This is a genomic window from Rhodococcus sp. C1 (genome assembly GCF_020809065.1).
In the GTDB taxonomy this organism is placed as follows: Bacteria; Actinomycetota; Actinomycetes; order Mycobacteriales; family Mycobacteriaceae; genus Rhodococcus_F; species Rhodococcus_F qingshengii.
Genome location: NZ_CP078080.1, coordinates 3,645,439 through 3,660,200 on the forward strand (window position 1 = coordinate 3,645,439; position 14,762 = coordinate 3,660,200).

Sequence of the window (14,762 nt, forward strand, 5' to 3'; positions counted from 1 at the left end):
GTGCAGCTCAGGAGCCTTTTCCGGGGTGGTCTATCCAGCCGTCGCTACCGGGAAACACCAACGCCTCGTGGCCGTTGTCGTACCTGACCAGATAGGGAGGACCGCCGTCCTCGCCGTGCACCTCGAGAACCTCGGCAGTTACCTCCGCCTGCCCCACCACGCGCCCCTGGACGTGGAGACGGTCACCCACTTCGGCATGCATCACTCCTCCTCGCTGCCCGCTCGCGCAGGCGCAGACCAACCACTGACGTTGTTCCCGCCATGCCGACTCGGAAACCCTGGGGCGAGTTGCCGTCGTGAGAAATCGCATATTCACCGAAGGTGACACCGACGGGTGAACAGTGGTTCACTCATGGGTGAATTCCCGTTCACCATCGCCGCGTGAAGGACCGTCTCTTGGCATTGCACTCGTCTCCGACCACTCGCCGTTCAAGTCGGCTCATTACCGCAATTCTCTGTCTTTCCGGCACCGTGGTCGCGCTGCAACAAACGATGGTCATTCCGTTGTTGCCCGATTTCCCGAAGATCCTCGGCGTCAGCGCTGACGACGCCTCCTGGCTCGTCACCGTCACGCTCCTCACGAGTGCCGTCGCCACTCCGATCGTCTCCCGCCTGGCAGACATGTTCGGAAAACGACGCATGATGCTGATCTCGATGACGATGATCGTGGTCGGATCACTGGTCGCGGCGATCGGCGGCAACTTTGTCGCCCTGCTGATCGGACGTGGTCTCCAGGGCTTCGCGATCTCGATGATCCCCGTCGGAATCAGCATCATGCGCGACGAACTGCCCAAGGAGAAGGTGGCGTCGGCAACAGCGTTGATGAGTGCCACTCTCGGAATCGGCAGCGCACTCGGGCTCCCGCTGTCCGGGTTGATCTTCGAGCATCTGGGCTGGCCCGCCATCTTCTGGCTCTCGGCGATCGTGGGCGTCCTGCTGATCATCGCGGTAGCCGTCGTCGTCCCGGAATCAAGTGTTCGTACCCGCGGCAAATTCGACTTCCTGGGCGCGGTCATGCTCTCGACAGCACTCACGGCGATCCTCCTCGCCATCTCCAAGGGCGCCCGTTGGGGATGGACGAGCGAACTGACATTGCTGATGTTCGTCACCGGAATCGTGACTCTCGCATTGTGGTTCCCTTACGAACTCCGCGTCACCCAGCCGATGGTCGATCTACGAACGTCGGCCAAGCGGCCTGTTCTGCTGACCAACGTCGCCTCGATCCTCGTCGGCTTCTCGATGTACGCGAACAACCTCTCCACCACCCAACAACTTCAGATGCCGAAGATCTCCGGCTACGGCTTCGAACTGGGCGTGATGGCGGCCGGACTGTGCATGATTCCGGCAGGCCTCGCGATGGTCTTCTTCGCGCCCGTCTCCGCGAACATCACGAAGCGATTCGGAGCCAAGATCACCCTGATCGTCGGCGGCACGGTGCTCGCGCTCGCCTACATCGCGCGAGTGTTCCTGACCGGTTCGATAGCACTGATCATCATCAGCGCGGCGGTGGTCAGCATCGGAACTGCAATCGCCTACTCCGCGATGCCGATGCTGATCATGCGATCGGTTCCGATCACCGAAACCGCGTCGGCGAACGGCCTCAATTCGCTGCTCCGCTCGGTCGGTACGTCGACCTCCAGCGCGGTGGTTGCCGCCATGCTCACGTCGATGGTTATCCCGTCCGGGCCGGGCGAGGGCCTTCCGTCGATCGACGCCTTCAAGAACATCTTCTGGCTGGCCGCCCTCGCCGCCGTGGCTGCTGCCGCTGCCGCTGCGTTCATTCCTCGCCGCGGCGCAAAACCGGAAGCGGCACTTCGCCCGGTGACCCCGGAAGGGTTCGAGCTTCCCGACGCCGCCGTGTCCGAAACGGAAATTGTGGTTGCCGGTCGTGTGGTCCGGGCCGACAGCCGACCGATCCGGCAGGCCGTTGTCACCGTGATGGACATGGAGGGGCGACCGATCGACTGGAGTCGCGCCGACAACGAGGGCAACTTCTCCCTCGCACTACCCCGGCCCGGACGGTACTTGGTAGTGACGAGTGCCGACGGTTGGTCCCCTCGGTCGCAGGTGATCGCTTTCGACAGCGCGCAATCGACGCACACCGTCGAACTCGGCGACCGCCTCACCATCTCCGGCAAGGTCGGAGTCGACGGCCGAACAACCTCGGGAACCGTCGTCACACTCACGAAACCGACCGGCGAATTCGTCGCATCCACGGTCACCGACGGAACCGGGCACTACGGAATCGCACTTCCCACATCCGGCCGGTACATCCTGACCGCGCTGACCGAGAGCGGACACGGCACATTGGCTCGTCAGATAGCGGTCATCGCGCAGTCCACCGTCGTCGACTTCGACGTACCCGTCGATGCCGAGCCGTTGACGACAGTATGAACGCCAGTATGAGCAACCGAACGCATGGCGATCGGGTATCGAGGCGGAGGCGAGCGGCATGAGCAGCGGTGAAGCCAGCATCCTCACAGCAGCGAAAGCCTTGTTCGCGGAACGAGGTTACGCATCGACGACCATCAAGGACATCGCGGTCGCGGCCGGTTACTCCCCTGCCCTGGTCATGAAGATCTACGGCAGCAAAGCTCGGCTGTACTCGGCTGCGATCCCGTCCGCACCTCCGATGGACGAGGATCCGAATGCCGACGCCACCGGAGACATCAGCTGTCAACTGGTCGAGAAACTTGTCGCTCGTAGAGAATCCGATGAAACCGATCCGTGGGCAATGCTCGCAGTACACGTTCACGAGGCGCCAGATCCGGCCGCCGCTCGGGCCGAGATCAAGCAACGATACGTTCACGGGATCGCGCGCCGCATCGGCGACACGGAGCCCGGTTTGGTACGCAGCCAGATCGTCGTCTCACTGCTGCTCGGACTGGCCACCGGCATGCGGACGCTCGAACTCCTCCGTGAGGATTCACTGTCGTCGGAGGATCTGATCCGGCGCTACGGAAGGCTGATTCAAATAGCCGTCGACGAAATCGAACCGGTATCCGAGCACGAATCGTTCATCAGTGACACGGTGGAGGAATGACTACTTACCGATACCTCGACGCCGACCGGAATCTCCTCGAAGAGAAAGATTTCGAAACCGAGCAGGACGCACAGGAATACCGACTCTCCGTCCTCGGTGCCGAACACATCGAGCCCGCGGGCGAATGATCCTGTCGATTCCCCGATCGGTCAGGGAGACTTCGCTGCAGTGGTGAGTTCAGCGATCAAGGCTTGAACGCGACGCTCGATTTCGTCACGGATCGGGCGAACTGCTTCAAGGCCCTGTCCGGCCGGGTCGTCGAGAACCCAGTCTCGGTAACTCTTGCCGGGGAAGATCGGGCACGTGTCGCCGCAGCCCATGGTGATGACGACATCCGAATCCTGGACGGCGTCGACAGTGAGGATCTTCGGAGACTGCGCTGAGATGTCGATACCGCGCTCTGCCATCGCCTCGACCGCTGCCGAATTGACGGTCTCGGCGGGTGCGGATCCGGCGGAACGGACCTCGATGGCGTCGCCTGCGAGATGGCTCAGGAATCCCGCGGCCATCTGAGATCGACCGGCATTGTGGACGCAGACGAACAACACCGATGGTTTGCTCATGACCTCGCTCTTTCTCGACTGGATGAAACCTCTTCGACTGCAAAGCGTTTGCGTAGAGCAAGGGAGACATAGACCAGCCCGACGAGCACCGGTACCTCGATCAGCGGGCCGACGACACCGGCAAGAGCTTGCCCCGAGGTGGCGCCGTAGGTGGCGATGGCTACCGCGATCGCGAGTTCGAAGTTGTTGCCCGCGGCGGTGAACGCCAGGGTCGTGGTGCGTTCATAGCCCAATCCGATTGCGGCGCCGAGGATGTAGCCTCCGCCCCACATGAGCGCGAAGTACGCGAGCAGGGGCAGCGCGATCCGGACGACATCCCAAGGCTGGGAGGTGATCTGTTCGCCCTGCATCGAGAAGAGCACGACGATGGTGAACAGCAGACCGTAGAGCGCCCAGGGGCTGATCTTGGGGATGAACTTGTTGTCGTACCAGTCGCGGCCTTTGGCGCGTTCGCCGAAGAAGCGGGACAGAAAACCTGCCAGCAGCGGGATACCGAGGAAGATCAGAACGGATTTGGCGATCTGCCAGGGCGAGGTGTCGATGGTGGTCTGTTCGAGGCCGAGCCACCCGGGCAGGACCGAGAGGTAGAACCAACCGAGCACGGCGAACATGATCACCTGGAACACCGAATTGATGGCGACCAGCACCGCGGCGGCTTCGCGGTCTCCGCAGGCCAGGTCGTTCCAGATGATCACCATCGCGATGCAGCGAGCGAGACCGACGATGATCAAACCGGTTCGGTATTCCGGCAGGTCAGGCAGAAACAGCCAGGCGAGGGCGAACATCAGCGCCGGGCCGAGAACCCAGTTCAGGAACAGGGAGCCGGCGAGGAGTTTCTTGTCCCCGGTGACTGTGTCGAGGCGGTCGTAGCGGACCTTCGCCAGGACCGGGTACATCATGATCAGCAGACCGAGGGCGATCGGTAGCGAGATGCCGTCGATCTGCACCTTGTCCAGGGCAGTGTTCACACCGGGGATCCAGCGTCCAACCAGCAGGCCGACGACCATGGCCACGCCGATCCAGACCGCCAGATAGCGGTCGAGGGTGGAGAGTTTTCCGACGACTTCGGGGTGTTCGGTGGTGGCAGCGGTGTTGCTCATGCGGTGACCTCTACGCACGCGTCCGCGACACTCACGCTCGTACCTTCAACCAGTAGAACGGCGGAAAGCTGTTGCAGCGCAGCCGGAATAACCCAGTAGTACACCCAGGTCCCGCGTCGTTCACAATCGAGTAACCCGGCCTGGCGCAACACCTTGAGGTGATGCGAGATAGTCGGCTGAGACAGATCGAACGAGTCGGAGATGTCGCAGACGCAGGCTTCACCACCCTCGTGACTTGCCACCAAGCTGAGCAAGCGGAGACGAACCGGATCGCCGAGGGCCTTGAACATCCGAGACAAGTCGCCGGCCCAATCCTCGGTCAACGGTTCACGAACGAGCGGGGTGCAGCAAGCCTCGGAGTCCGGCAGCTCTTGATTCGACATTCTTCGATATTGACAGATATCGAATCAACGCGCAATCGGGCATCCGGTCAGCCGGATCCCGGACTCATCCCTCGGCGATCGCCGTTCGACGCTCGAGCAGAACAGTGTCGCGCCACACGCCGTCGAGTTCGGCGATCTTCTCGCGAAGGCCGACCGTTCGAAACCCGGCCGAATGATGCAGCGAGATGGAGGCACGGTTCTCCGGGAACATCGACGTCTGCAGAGTCCAGAGTCCGTCGGCGTCGGCGGCCATGACTTGCTTGCGCAACAACGCCTTTCCGACGCCACGACCACGCATGCCGTCCGCAACGTACACGGAGTTCTCGGCAACCCCGCGGTAGCAGTCACGCTCGGAAACCGGACTCAACGCAGCCCATCCGACAACAACACCCCCGACAGTCGCCACCCATCGATGCTGCGGCAGCCACCGTTCGTGGAGATGCTCACGCGAGGGGACCTCAGCGGCAAAGGTGGCATTTCGGGTGTCGATACCCTCGCCGTAAATACGGCGAACCGCATCCCAGTCGTCGTCGATCATGGCCCGGACAGAGACATCGTCGGGCAGATCACTCGGGCAGCACGGACGCGGAGCAAGGACTCCCATCACCACATCCGCCGCCTGCGGCAAGGCAACGCAACACGTCGGACTCATCGCGACGACCGTGCTCGTCCCTTCCTTACGCATGGTCACAAAACCCACATCGGCGAGCTTGCGCAGGTGGTGCGACACCGTCGGTTGCCCGATCCCCAACGCCTCGGCGAGCGCTCCGACGGTAATACCACCGACCGCGCTCGCTACCCGGTGAAGCAATCGGACGCGCATCGGCTCGGCAAGGCAGGCGAACCACTGCGCGTAGGTATCGGCATCGCCCTGCGCGAGGACGGAAGAACGGATCTGATCCGGGTCCGAATCGCCGACTCGCACCGTCGGAGTCTGCAGCGAAGTCATCTCTCCATTATATCGACAGCTGTCGATGGTTGCCTACATTGATGATCGTCGATACAGTTCCCCGTAGATCGATAATCGTCGATGAAAGGCACGAAAATGAACCCCCTACCCGTTGTCGTGATCGGGGCCGGCCCGATCGGCCTGGCAGCCGCAGCAGAACTGCGCGAGCGCGGACTCACACCCCTTGTATTCGAGCGCGGAACCACAGCCGGTGCTGCGATCTCCGAGTGGAATCACGTTCGACTGTTCTCCCGGTGGTCCGAACTCGTCTCCCCCGCCGCGCGGCGACTCCTCGACCAGAATGGATGGAGCTCACCCGACGGGCAGACCTATCCGACCGGCCGGCAATGGCGCGAGCTCTACCTCGAACCACTCGCCTCGGCCCTCGCCGACCTGGTCCAGTTCGACACCGAGGTGATCGGCGTCGCTCGACGCGGACGTGACCTGGTCGTCGACGCCGGACGCGACAGCGAACCCCTCTCGATTCACCTGCGGCGCCGGGACGGAACCGAGGATCGGATGTTCGCCCAGGCCATTGTGGATGCGTCCGGCACCTGGGGCACCCCGAACCCGCTCGGTGGTGAAGGTCTTCCTGCACTCGGCGAAGGCGCTGTGGGTACTGCGATCCGGTACCGGGTTCCTGATCTCGACGATCCGGCAGTGCGGGCACAGTTCGCCGGAACGCACACCGTCATCGCAGGTAGTGGCCACTCCGCGCTGACGGCGATCGTTGCGCTGTCAGGGTTGGCAGAGCAGGCTCCGAGCACCCGCATCACCTGGGCGGTCCGCCGAGGAAACATCGGCTCTGCATTCGGAGGCGGCGACGCTGACGAACTGCCCGCGCGCGGCGCCCTGGGCTTGCGTGCAAAGAAGTCCGTCGAGGATGGCCTGTTGAGAGTCGTCACCGGCTTCCGCACCGCAGAGGTGACAACTACCCCTTCGGGACAACTCATACTTGCCTCCGATGCGGGTGATCGCATCGAGAACGTGGACAACGTCATAGCGCTGACCGGCTTCCGCCCCGATCTGTCCTGGCTCTCGGAAATTCGACTCGGCCTCGACCCGGTCTTACAAGCACCGGTCGAGCTTGCTCCGCTGATCGACCCGAACGTCCACTCGTGCGGCACCGTTTACCCGCATGGCGCGAAGGAGCTTCGCCATCCGGAGCCGGGGGTGTACTTGGCAGGAATGAAAAGCTACGGCCGAGCACCCACCTTCCTGGCGATGACCGGCTACGAGCAGGTTCGCAGCATCGCAGCCGAGCTCGCCGGCGATCACGAGGCAGCGGCCCGTGTCGAGTTGATCCTTCCGGAGACCGGAGTCTGCGGCGGCGCAGGCATTTTCGACGAACCTGACACAGCAGAAACCGACACAGGGAAAGCCGAGGGCGGATGCTGCAGCGCCCCCGCTCCGAAACTGATCACGCTGTCTGCACCGTCCGGCAACACCTGCGGATAGAAACAGTCCTTGACGATGGATCCAGCCCGCCGGGCTGCCACATCCGGCCGAACAAGGCATGCTGATCGTGTGCATACATTCGAGGTCTGGGCGCCAACTCCGGAATCGGTCCGGGTCGAAGTCGACGGCATCACGCACGAGATGGACCGGACCGACGACGGGTGGTGGCGCGCCGAGGTCGACTGCGACAACCGCGCTCGCTACGGCTTTGTCGTCGACGGTGAAACACTCCCGGATCCGCGTTCACCACGCCAGCCCGAAGGCGTGCACCTTCGCTCCCAGTTGCATCAGCTCGACGAGGCGTCCTGGACCGACTCTCAGTGGACCGGACGACAACTCCCAGGATCATCGGTCTACGAACTGCACATCGGAACGTTCACCCCCGAAGGAACATTCGACGCCGCGATCGAACGTCTCGATCACCTGGTAGACCTCGGCGTCGGCTTCGTGGAAATCATGCCGGTCAACGGCTTCAACGGAACTCACAACTGGGGCTACGACGGTGTGCTCTGGTACACGGTCCACGAGATCTACGGTGGCCCGGACGGATTGCAACGCTTGGTGAATGCGGCCCACGAACGCGGACTCGGCGTGATTCTTGACGTGGTCTACAACCACCTGGGCCCGTCGGGCAACTACCTCGAAAAGTTCGGCCCCTACATTGCCGATGGAGCGAACACCTGGGGCCGAACGATCAACATCGGCGGTCCGCAGTCGGGCGAGGTTCGCGAGTACATCATCGGCAATGCCCTGCGATGGATGCGCGATTTCCACATCGACGGTCTACGCCTCGACGCCGTCCACGCGTTGGTCGATCACACCGGAACGCACATCCTCGAGGAACTCGCCGTCCGAACGGAAACACTGTCGGCCCATCTGGGTCGACCGCTCACGTTGATCGCCGAAAGCGATCTCAACGACGCCACTCTGATCACGCCACGAGCGGCCGGCGGGTTCGGCTTGGACGCGCAGTGGGACGACGACATCCACCACACCATTCACACGGCCGTGTCCGGCGAACGCCAGGGCTATTACGCCGACTTCGGATCCTTGGAATCCCTTGCAAATACATTGCGGCGCGGTTTCTTCCACGCCGGAACGTATTCCTCGTTCCGTGGACGGGTTCACGGCCGGCCGATCGACATCACGCATCAGCCCGCCAGCGCCCTGCTCGCATACACGTGCACCCACGATCAGATCGGCAACCGCGCGATCGGGGACCGCCCGAGCGCCTATCTGACGCCAGGACAATTGGCGATCAAGGCGGCGCTGGTCCTGCTCTCGCCGTACACGCCGATGCTGTTCATGGGCGAGGAATGGGGAGCGACCACTCCGTTCCAGTTCTTCACCTCGCATCCGGAACCGGAACTCGGCGAGGCCACTGCCAAAGGCCGCAAAGCGGAGTTCGCGGCGCACGGCTGGAACAGTGACGACATTCCGGATCCGCAAGACCCACAGACATTTCTGCGATCGAAACTGGACTGGGACGAGCGAGACGACGAGACACACGCTCGCGTCCTGGCCTGCTATCGCGATCTACTTGCCCTGCGCAGGAAGCGAATCGAGATCACCGACCCTTGGCTGGGGCACCTGCACGTCGACTACGACGAGGACGACCAGTGGATCACCCTGCGCCGCGGCGCATTACAGATCGTGTGCAATCTGGGAACGGACGCGGCCTCGGTCCCGGCCGGCGGAACCCCCATCCTCTGGTGGGATCCGCCGACACAGGACGAGACCGCGTCCGCAACAGTGGTGCCGGGGCACTCGTTCGTCGTACTCGAAAGCTGACTAACTCTCGAAATTCCGGTATTAACGCTTCGCGTTCTCTGGTGTACTCCGCAGCATCCTCAACACCAATGCGGCACTGACGAACAGAACCAAAGCTGTTGCACCGGCAGCAACGTGCATACCGTCGACAAACGCCGACTTCGCGGAATCGGCAAGCACCGAACCGAGTTCACCAGGTAGGTACGTTGCTTCCTGCAGGGCACCGCCGAGTGTGCCCTGTGCAGCATGCGCCTGATCTGCTTCGAGCATCGAGGTGTCGATTCCCTTGCGGAAGATCGCCATCACCACGCTGCCCAGAATCGCCACGCCGAGCGCGATGCCGAGTTCGTACGCGGTCTCCGACACAGCGGACGCAGCGCCGGCGCGTTCGGGTTCCACCGAGCTGACCACGAGATCCGATGTCAACGTCAACGCGACACCGACACCAGCACCGGCCAGACCGAAGCCGAGCACGAACATCAACGGGCCGCTGTCGACGCCGAGCGCGAGCAGCATCGCAGCACCGATACCGGCAACCGCGAGGCCCGCGCTGAGCACGTGAGACACCGACCACCGGCGAATCAACCAGGCCGCCGCAACCGCGGTGAATGCGCTGAGCAACATACCCGGGAGCATCAGCAGCCCGGCGTCGAGCGCCGAGTTACCCAGCACCAACTGCAGGTACTGCGAGCCGAAGAACAGGACACCTGCCAGCGCGAAGATCGAGAGCAGGTTGGTGATGACGGCGGTGGAGAACGACGCGTTGGCAAACAGCTTCAGATCCAACATCGGATCCTTGAGCATCCGCTGACGACGCACGAACACGTAACCCGCCGCGAGACCAACGAGGCCGATCACCAGCAACGTGATGCTGACGCCGTGCACCACGGATTCCTTGACCGCGTACACCAGCGGCAACATGGTCGCCATCGACAGACCAGCGCTGATGAGGTCGAATCGACCCGGATTGGGGTCCTTCGACTCCGGGATCAGGATCGGGCCGAGTACAACCAGCGCGATCATGACCGGAATGTTGATCAAGAAGACCGAACCCCACCAGAAGTGCTCGAGCAACCAACCACCGACCAAAGGGCCTGCCGCGGTACCGCCACCGGCCATCGCGCCCCAGACACCGATCGCCTCGGTGCGCTGACGCGGGTTGACGAAGATCGTGCGGATCAGACCGAGGGTGGCCGGCATCAGCGTTGCACCGGAAATACCCTGCAGCACGCGGGCGGCAATGAGCATCTCGGGACTGACAGCGAGAGCGGCGATGATCGAGGCGAGACCGAAGCCGACTGCGCCGATCAGGAGCAGTTTTCGCCTACCGATCCGGTCGCCGAGCGTACCCATGGTGATGAGCAGACCGGCGAGCACGAACGAATAGACGTCGATGATCCACAGCAACTGCGTGCTGCTCGGTTCGAGGTCGGCGCTGATGAACGGAAGCGCAAGATCGAGCACCGTGCCGTCGACCGCGATGAGCAACACAGCAAAGGCAAGGACTATCAAGCCCGCCCAGTCACGCTTTGTCGCCCGAACCTCGTCGGGATTGATTGCAGACGTCTGATCTGCCGACACTGACATTGCTCCCCTGCGACTTTCTCTGAGTTCTTTCGAAAAGACTTCACTGCACCGTCCAGCCGGTACAGTAGGTCTACGGTAACAGTGAACCGTCCGAGCGGTAAAGTTATTTCCGGGTAGGGTCACATCACATGGCTGCCGACACTCGCGATCGAATTCTCGACGCACTGGAGAAGCTGCTGCTGGTCAGCGGCGTCGCCCAAGTCACGCTCGAAGGCGTTGCCGCCGAAGCCGGGGTTTCCAAGGGCGGACTTCTCTATCACTTCCCCAGCAAGGAAGCACTGCTCGCGGCGATGGTCCGCAGACTCGGAGAACGCTCGGATCAGCAACTCGAAGACGCCGTAGCCGGCGGTACGACGGTCACCGAGTTCTATCTGCAGATCCCCGATGCGAACGAAAGCGAAGAACTCTCACTCTTCCGGTCGATCATCGCGGCACTGAGAACAGTCGACGGACAACACGACGAAATCCAGAAGGCCGTCACACATGTGATGCGGAGCTGGGACAAGGGCCTTCAGACCGAGATCGCCGACCCTGTGCAGGCCGAGATCATCCGACTCGTCGGCGACGGCCTGTATCTGGCGGCCATGCTCGGACTCCCCCAGCCGGATCCCGAACTGCATCGACAGGTAGTCGAGCGACTGCGGCCCTGACCGGGGGGCGTCCCTTACGTCAGATAGCGGTACGCCGGGCTTCCCGGCTCGAGCCTCTCGGACTGCATCGGTGCGCGCTCCATCCGCTCGAGTAACGCCGCCAACCCGTCGGCGGAACCGAGTTCGATACCCACCAACGCGGCACCCGTCTCGCGATTGTTTCGCTTGACGTACTCGAACAGCGCGATGTCGTCGTCCGGCCCGAGCACGTCCGAGAGGAAGCGACGGAGCGCTCCCGGTTCCTGCGGAAAGTCGACCAGGAAGTAGTGCTTGAGCCCGAGGTGAACGAGCGAACGCTCGAGGATTTCGCCGTAACGAGAGACGTCGTTGTTGCCACCGGAGATCAGGCACACGACGGTCGAACCCGGCTCGAACGTCAAATTCTGAAGTGCCGCAACGGAAAGCGCTCCCGCGGGTTCGGCGATGATGCCCTCGCTCTGATACAGCTCGAGCATCGCCGTGCAGATAGCGCCCTCGTCGATCTGATTGACGACAAACGATCCCGAACCGGACCGTGTCTGAAGTTGACGAGCCACGAGCGGCAACGACGCGTGCGACACCACGGCGGCACCCAGACGTGAGACGACCTCGTAGGGAACATCGCCGATCCTCTTGACCGCTGCTCCGTCGACAAATGGATCGACGTCGGGAAGAGTCACCGGGCCCCCGGCAACAAGAGCGGCCGTCATGGACGCCGCACCGGACGGCTCGATCCCGACGATCGACGTCTTCGGCGACCGTTCGTGCAGGTAGGTGGCGATGCCCGCAATGCAACCGCCGCCGCCGACCGGCACGACGATCGTGTCGAGAGGGGCGTCCAATTGCGTGAGAATCTCCGCTGCAATGGTTCCTTGCCCCGCAGCGGTGCGCACGTCGTCGAACGGCGGAACCATGGTTGCGCCGGTTTCGGCTACGTCCTCCGCGGCCGCAGCAGCGGCGGCGTCATAGGTCTCACCGATCATGAACAGTTCGACAAACGCTCCACCGTGCGCGCGGATGCGATCACGCTTCTGCTTGGGGGTATTGGCCGGAACGTAGATCCGACCCTTGATCTGCATCGTTCGGCACGCGAAAGCAACACCCTGCGCATGGTTACCGGCACTGGCAGTCACTACGCCGGCACCGCGTTCGGCCTCGTTGAGCTGAGCGATCAGGTTGTACGCGCCACGAATCTTGTACGAACGAACGCCCTGGAGGTCCTCACGCTTGAGATACACGTGTGCCCCGGTCAACGCCGAAAGACGATCGCTGTACTGCAGGGGCGTCGCCGCAATGACGTGCTGAATTCGCTCGATGGCCGCGTCGATCTCCTGCGCGTCGAGCGCGGGGACGGTGGACTTCGTTACTACGACATCGGGCGAGTTAGACACCCCGCCATTTTCGCACGTCGGAGATCAACCTTCCCACCACCCCGCCCCGCATGGTCTGCGAGGCAGGGTGGCGGTAGGTCAGCCGCGCGGATCCAACTGTGAGGGACGTGGCACGTTCCGCAGATTCGACTTGGCCATCTGTACTGCCTCGCCGACGCCGCCGTTCATCACCATCTTCGACATCGCCAAAGCGAAGCCCTTCATCTGACCACCGGTGATGGTGGGCGGCAACGACAATGCCAGCGGATCGGTCACCAGATCAACCAAGGCCGGACCGTCGTGATCGAGCGCGGCGCGTAGGCCCGCTTCGATATCCGCGGGATTCTCGATTCGGCGCGAAAAGATACCGAGCGCAGCAGCAACCGCCGCATAGTCGACCGCGGGCACGTCGACCCCGAAATCCGGAAGGCCGTCGACCAGCATCTCGAGCTTGACCATTCCGAGCGTCGAGTTGTTGAACACCACGATCTTGACCGGCAACTTGTACATCGCGACGGTGACCAACTCACCGAGCAGCATCGACAATCCACCGTCGCCCGACACCGAGATGACCTGACGCCCCGGACTCGACCATGCAGCACCCATCGCGTGTGGGAGCGCATTGGACATCGATCCGTGCAGCGCCGAGGAGATGAAGCGTCTCGATCCGTTCGGATTGAGATAGCGCGCCGTCCACACGTTGCACATCCCGGTGTCGGCGGTGAAGATTGCGTCGTCGGCTGCCAGATCGTCCAAGATCGAGGCCGCATACTCGGGGTGAATCGGCGTGCGCTGCTTGACCGGATCCGTGTATGCACCAACCACTTTGGTCATCAGAGTGTTGTGCTTGGCGAGCGTGTCCTCCAGGAACCCGCGGTCGGTCTTTCGATCGAGCTGCGGAATTAGTGCGCTCAAGGTGCTCGCTACGTCGCCGTGCACAGCCAGGTCCAGGCTGGTTCGACGCCCCAACCGCTCGGCCGCGATGTCGATCTGAGCGGTACGAACGTCGTCGGGCAAGAACTGATCGTAGGGAAAGTCCGTACCGATCAGGAGCAGGAGATCGGCGCCGTGGATACCGTCGTGCGCCGCACCGTAACCGAGCAATCCGGTCATCCCGACGTCGTATGGATTGTCGTACTGGATCCATTCCTTGCCACGCAGTGAATGCCCGATGGGAGCGCCGACGGTTTCGGCCAACGCCAGAACCTCCGCGCGCGCATCTCGCACGCCCGCGCCGGCGAAGATCGCAACCTTACGCGAGCCGTTGATCACATCTGCCAACGCCTTGACGTCACCGGCATCCGGAACGACTGTCGGCCTTCGGGTTTCGACGAGCGTCGGCGGGGTGCCTTCTGCCGGACAATCGGCGATGTCCCCGGGAAGCACGATCACCGAGACGCCGTTTCGAGCCACCGAATGCTGAATCGCCGACTGCACCACGCGAGGTGATTGGACTGCCGTGCTGACGAGTTCGGTGTAACTCGAACATTCGATGAAGATCCGCTCGGGATGCGTTTCCTGAAAGTAGCCCATTCCGATCTGGGCGCTGGGGATGTGCGAGGCGATCGCGAGGACCGGCGCGCCCGAACGATGAGCGTCGTACAGGCCGTTGATCAGGTGAAGGTTTCCGGGACCGCAGGATCCGGCACACACTGCGAGTTTTCCGGTGATCTGGGCATCCGCTGCGGCCGCAAAGGCGGCTGCTTCCTCATGCCGGACGTGTATCCAATCGATTCCGCCCTTCTCGGAACCACCGGTGCGACGAACCGCATCGACGATGGGATTGAGACTGTCACCGACAATGCCGTAGATCCGACTGACACCCGCGTCAACGAGCTGCTGAACCAATTGATCTGCAACGGTTTTCGGACTCATCAGACCTCCATGACACACTCACGGGAGTCGGGATC

General features: G+C 62.7%; 14 protein-coding genes. 6 read left to right on the top strand and 8 right to left on the bottom strand.

Translation table 11 applies throughout. From position 1 onward, the window contains the following. Window positions 1-7 precede the first annotated feature (7 nt). Complete coding sequence (locus KTR60_RS16585) at window positions 8-202, bottom strand: DUF1918 domain-containing protein (protein WP_003941743.1); 195 nt, start codon at window positions 200-202, stop codon at window positions 8-10. Between the two features lie 179 nt (window positions 203-381). Between KTR60_RS16585 and KTR60_RS16590 the strand changes: the two genes are divergently transcribed. The 3 genes from KTR60_RS16590 to KTR60_RS29210 are packed head-to-tail and all read left to right on the top strand — an operon-like array spanning window position 382 to window position 3,171. Further along, a complete protein-coding gene (locus tag KTR60_RS16590; RefSeq protein ID WP_228401055.1) occupies window positions 382-2,394 on the top strand; it encodes an MFS transporter in 2,013 nt (670 codons plus the stop codon). Between the two features lie 58 nt (window positions 2,395-2,452). Then, window positions 2,453-3,043: a TetR/AcrR family transcriptional regulator gene (locus KTR60_RS16595; RefSeq protein ID WP_228401056.1), complete on the top strand. Its 591-nt coding sequence runs from the start codon at window positions 2,453-2,455 to the stop codon at window positions 3,041-3,043. Next, on the top strand, window positions 3,040-3,171 hold the full coding sequence (locus KTR60_RS29210) for a hypothetical protein (RefSeq protein ID WP_007733137.1): 132 nt from the start codon (window positions 3,040-3,042) through the stop codon (window positions 3,169-3,171). Before KTR60_RS16595 ends, KTR60_RS29210 begins: the two co-directional genes overlap by 4 nt. Window positions 3,172-3,192: 21 nt before the next feature. Here the strand turns inward: KTR60_RS29210 and KTR60_RS16600 are convergent, their stop codons facing one another. The 4 genes from KTR60_RS16600 to KTR60_RS16615 all read right to left on the bottom strand — a co-directional run bounded on the left by KTR60_RS16600 (window position 3,193) and on the right by KTR60_RS16615 (window position 6,038). Beyond that, window positions 3,193-3,606, bottom strand: a complete 414-nt coding sequence (locus KTR60_RS16600) for an arsenate reductase ArsC (protein WP_007733138.1) — start codon at window positions 3,604-3,606, stop codon at window positions 3,193-3,195. Continuing rightward, window positions 3,603-4,706 carry an ACR3 family arsenite efflux transporter gene (gene arsB / locus KTR60_RS16605; RefSeq protein ID WP_003941673.1) on the bottom strand — a complete coding sequence of 368 codons (1,104 nt, stop codon included), beginning with the start codon at window positions 4,704-4,706 and terminating at the stop codon, window positions 3,603-3,605. The genes KTR60_RS16600 and arsB overlap by 4 nt, the downstream gene beginning before the upstream one ends. Beyond that, a complete protein-coding gene (locus KTR60_RS16610) occupies window positions 4,703-5,089 on the bottom strand; it encodes an ArsR/SmtB family transcription factor (RefSeq protein WP_030537016.1) in 387 nt (128 codons plus the stop codon). The genes arsB and KTR60_RS16610 overlap by 4 nt, the downstream gene beginning before the upstream one ends. A gap of 64 nt (window positions 5,090-5,153) precedes the next feature. Next, on the bottom strand, window positions 5,154-6,038 hold the full coding sequence (locus KTR60_RS16615; protein WP_042921823.1) for a helix-turn-helix domain-containing GNAT family N-acetyltransferase: 885 nt from the start codon (window positions 6,036-6,038) through the stop codon (window positions 5,154-5,156). Between the two features lie 96 nt (window positions 6,039-6,134). On the opposite strand from KTR60_RS16615, the gene KTR60_RS16620 reads away from it, so the two are divergent. Together KTR60_RS16620 and treZ are read left to right on the top strand one after the other, a co-directional pair. Beyond that, window positions 6,135-7,496 (top strand): NAD(P)-binding domain-containing protein, encoded by a 1,362-nt coding sequence (locus KTR60_RS16620; protein WP_166502376.1) that lies wholly within the window; start codon window positions 6,135-6,137, stop codon window positions 7,494-7,496. 69 nt (window positions 7,497-7,565) lie between these two features. After that, the gene (gene treZ / locus KTR60_RS16625; protein ID WP_228401057.1) at window positions 7,566-9,287 is read left to right on the top strand and encodes a malto-oligosyltrehalose trehalohydrolase; all 1,722 of its coding nucleotides are present in this window, start codon (window positions 7,566-7,568) and stop codon (window positions 9,285-9,287) included. Between the two features lie 21 nt (window positions 9,288-9,308). On the opposite strand, the gene KTR60_RS16630 is transcribed toward treZ, so the two are convergent. Next, the gene (locus tag KTR60_RS16630; protein WP_037129764.1) at window positions 9,309-10,853 is read right to left on the bottom strand and encodes an MFS transporter; all 1,545 of its coding nucleotides are present in this window, start codon (window positions 10,851-10,853) and stop codon (window positions 9,309-9,311) included. Window positions 10,854-10,981: 128 nt separating this feature from the next. Here KTR60_RS16630 and KTR60_RS16635 point away from each other — a divergent pair, with 128 nt between their 5' ends. Further along, window positions 10,982-11,503 (top strand): TetR/AcrR family transcriptional regulator, encoded by a 522-nt coding sequence (locus tag KTR60_RS16635; protein WP_007733148.1) that lies wholly within the window; start codon window positions 10,982-10,984, stop codon window positions 11,501-11,503. A 14-nt stretch (window positions 11,504-11,517) separates the two neighbouring features. On the opposite strand, the gene ilvA is transcribed toward KTR60_RS16635, so the two are convergent. Beyond that, window positions 11,518-12,873, bottom strand: a complete 1,356-nt coding sequence (ilvA, locus tag KTR60_RS16640; RefSeq protein WP_007733150.1) for a threonine ammonia-lyase IlvA — start codon at window positions 12,871-12,873, stop codon at window positions 11,518-11,520. 78 nt (window positions 12,874-12,951) lie between these two features. Beyond that, complete coding sequence (locus tag KTR60_RS16645) at window positions 12,952-14,727, bottom strand: pyruvate dehydrogenase (protein ID WP_020969844.1); 1,776 nt, start codon at window positions 14,725-14,727, stop codon at window positions 12,952-12,954. Window positions 14,728-14,762: the final 35 nt, after the last annotated feature.

What these genes read in the sequence shown, in the direction of transcription:
- KTR60_RS16600 (WP_007733138.1), bottom strand. Translation starts at nt 3,606, where the DNA reads ATGAGCAAACCATCGGTGTTGTTCGTCTGCGTCCACAATGCCGGTCGA.
- KTR60_RS16645 (WP_020969844.1), bottom strand. Translation starts at nt 14,727, where the DNA reads ATGAGTCCGAAAACCGTTGCAGATCAATTGGTTCAGCAGCTCGTTGAC.
- KTR60_RS16635 (WP_007733148.1), top strand. Translation starts at nt 10,982, where the DNA reads ATGGCTGCCGACACTCGCGATCGAATTCTCGACGCACTGGAGAAGCTG.
- KTR60_RS29210 (WP_007733137.1), top strand. Translation starts at nt 3,040, where the DNA reads ATGACTACTTACCGATACCTCGACGCCGACCGGAATCTCCTCGAAGAG.
- KTR60_RS16630 (WP_037129764.1), bottom strand. Translation starts at nt 10,853, where the DNA reads ATGTCAGTGTCGGCAGATCAGACGTCTGCAATCAATCCCGACGAGGTT.
- KTR60_RS16610 (WP_030537016.1), bottom strand. Translation starts at nt 5,089, where the DNA reads ATGTCGAATCAAGAGCTGCCGGACTCCGAGGCTTGCTGCACCCCGCTC.
- KTR60_RS16595 (WP_228401056.1), top strand. Translation starts at nt 2,453, where the DNA reads ATGAGCAGCGGTGAAGCCAGCATCCTCACAGCAGCGAAAGCCTTGTTC.
- arsB (WP_003941673.1), bottom strand. Translation starts at nt 4,706, where the DNA reads ATGAGCAACACCGCTGCCACCACCGAACACCCCGAAGTCGTCGGAAAA.
- KTR60_RS16615 (WP_042921823.1), bottom strand. Translation starts at nt 6,038, where the DNA reads ATGACTTCGCTGCAGACTCCGACGGTGCGAGTCGGCGATTCGGACCCG.
- KTR60_RS16585 (WP_003941743.1), bottom strand. Translation starts at nt 202, where the DNA reads ATGCATGCCGAAGTGGGTGACCGTCTCCACGTCCAGGGGCGCGTGGTG.
- KTR60_RS16620 (WP_166502376.1), top strand. Translation starts at nt 6,135, where the DNA reads ATGAACCCCCTACCCGTTGTCGTGATCGGGGCCGGCCCGATCGGCCTG.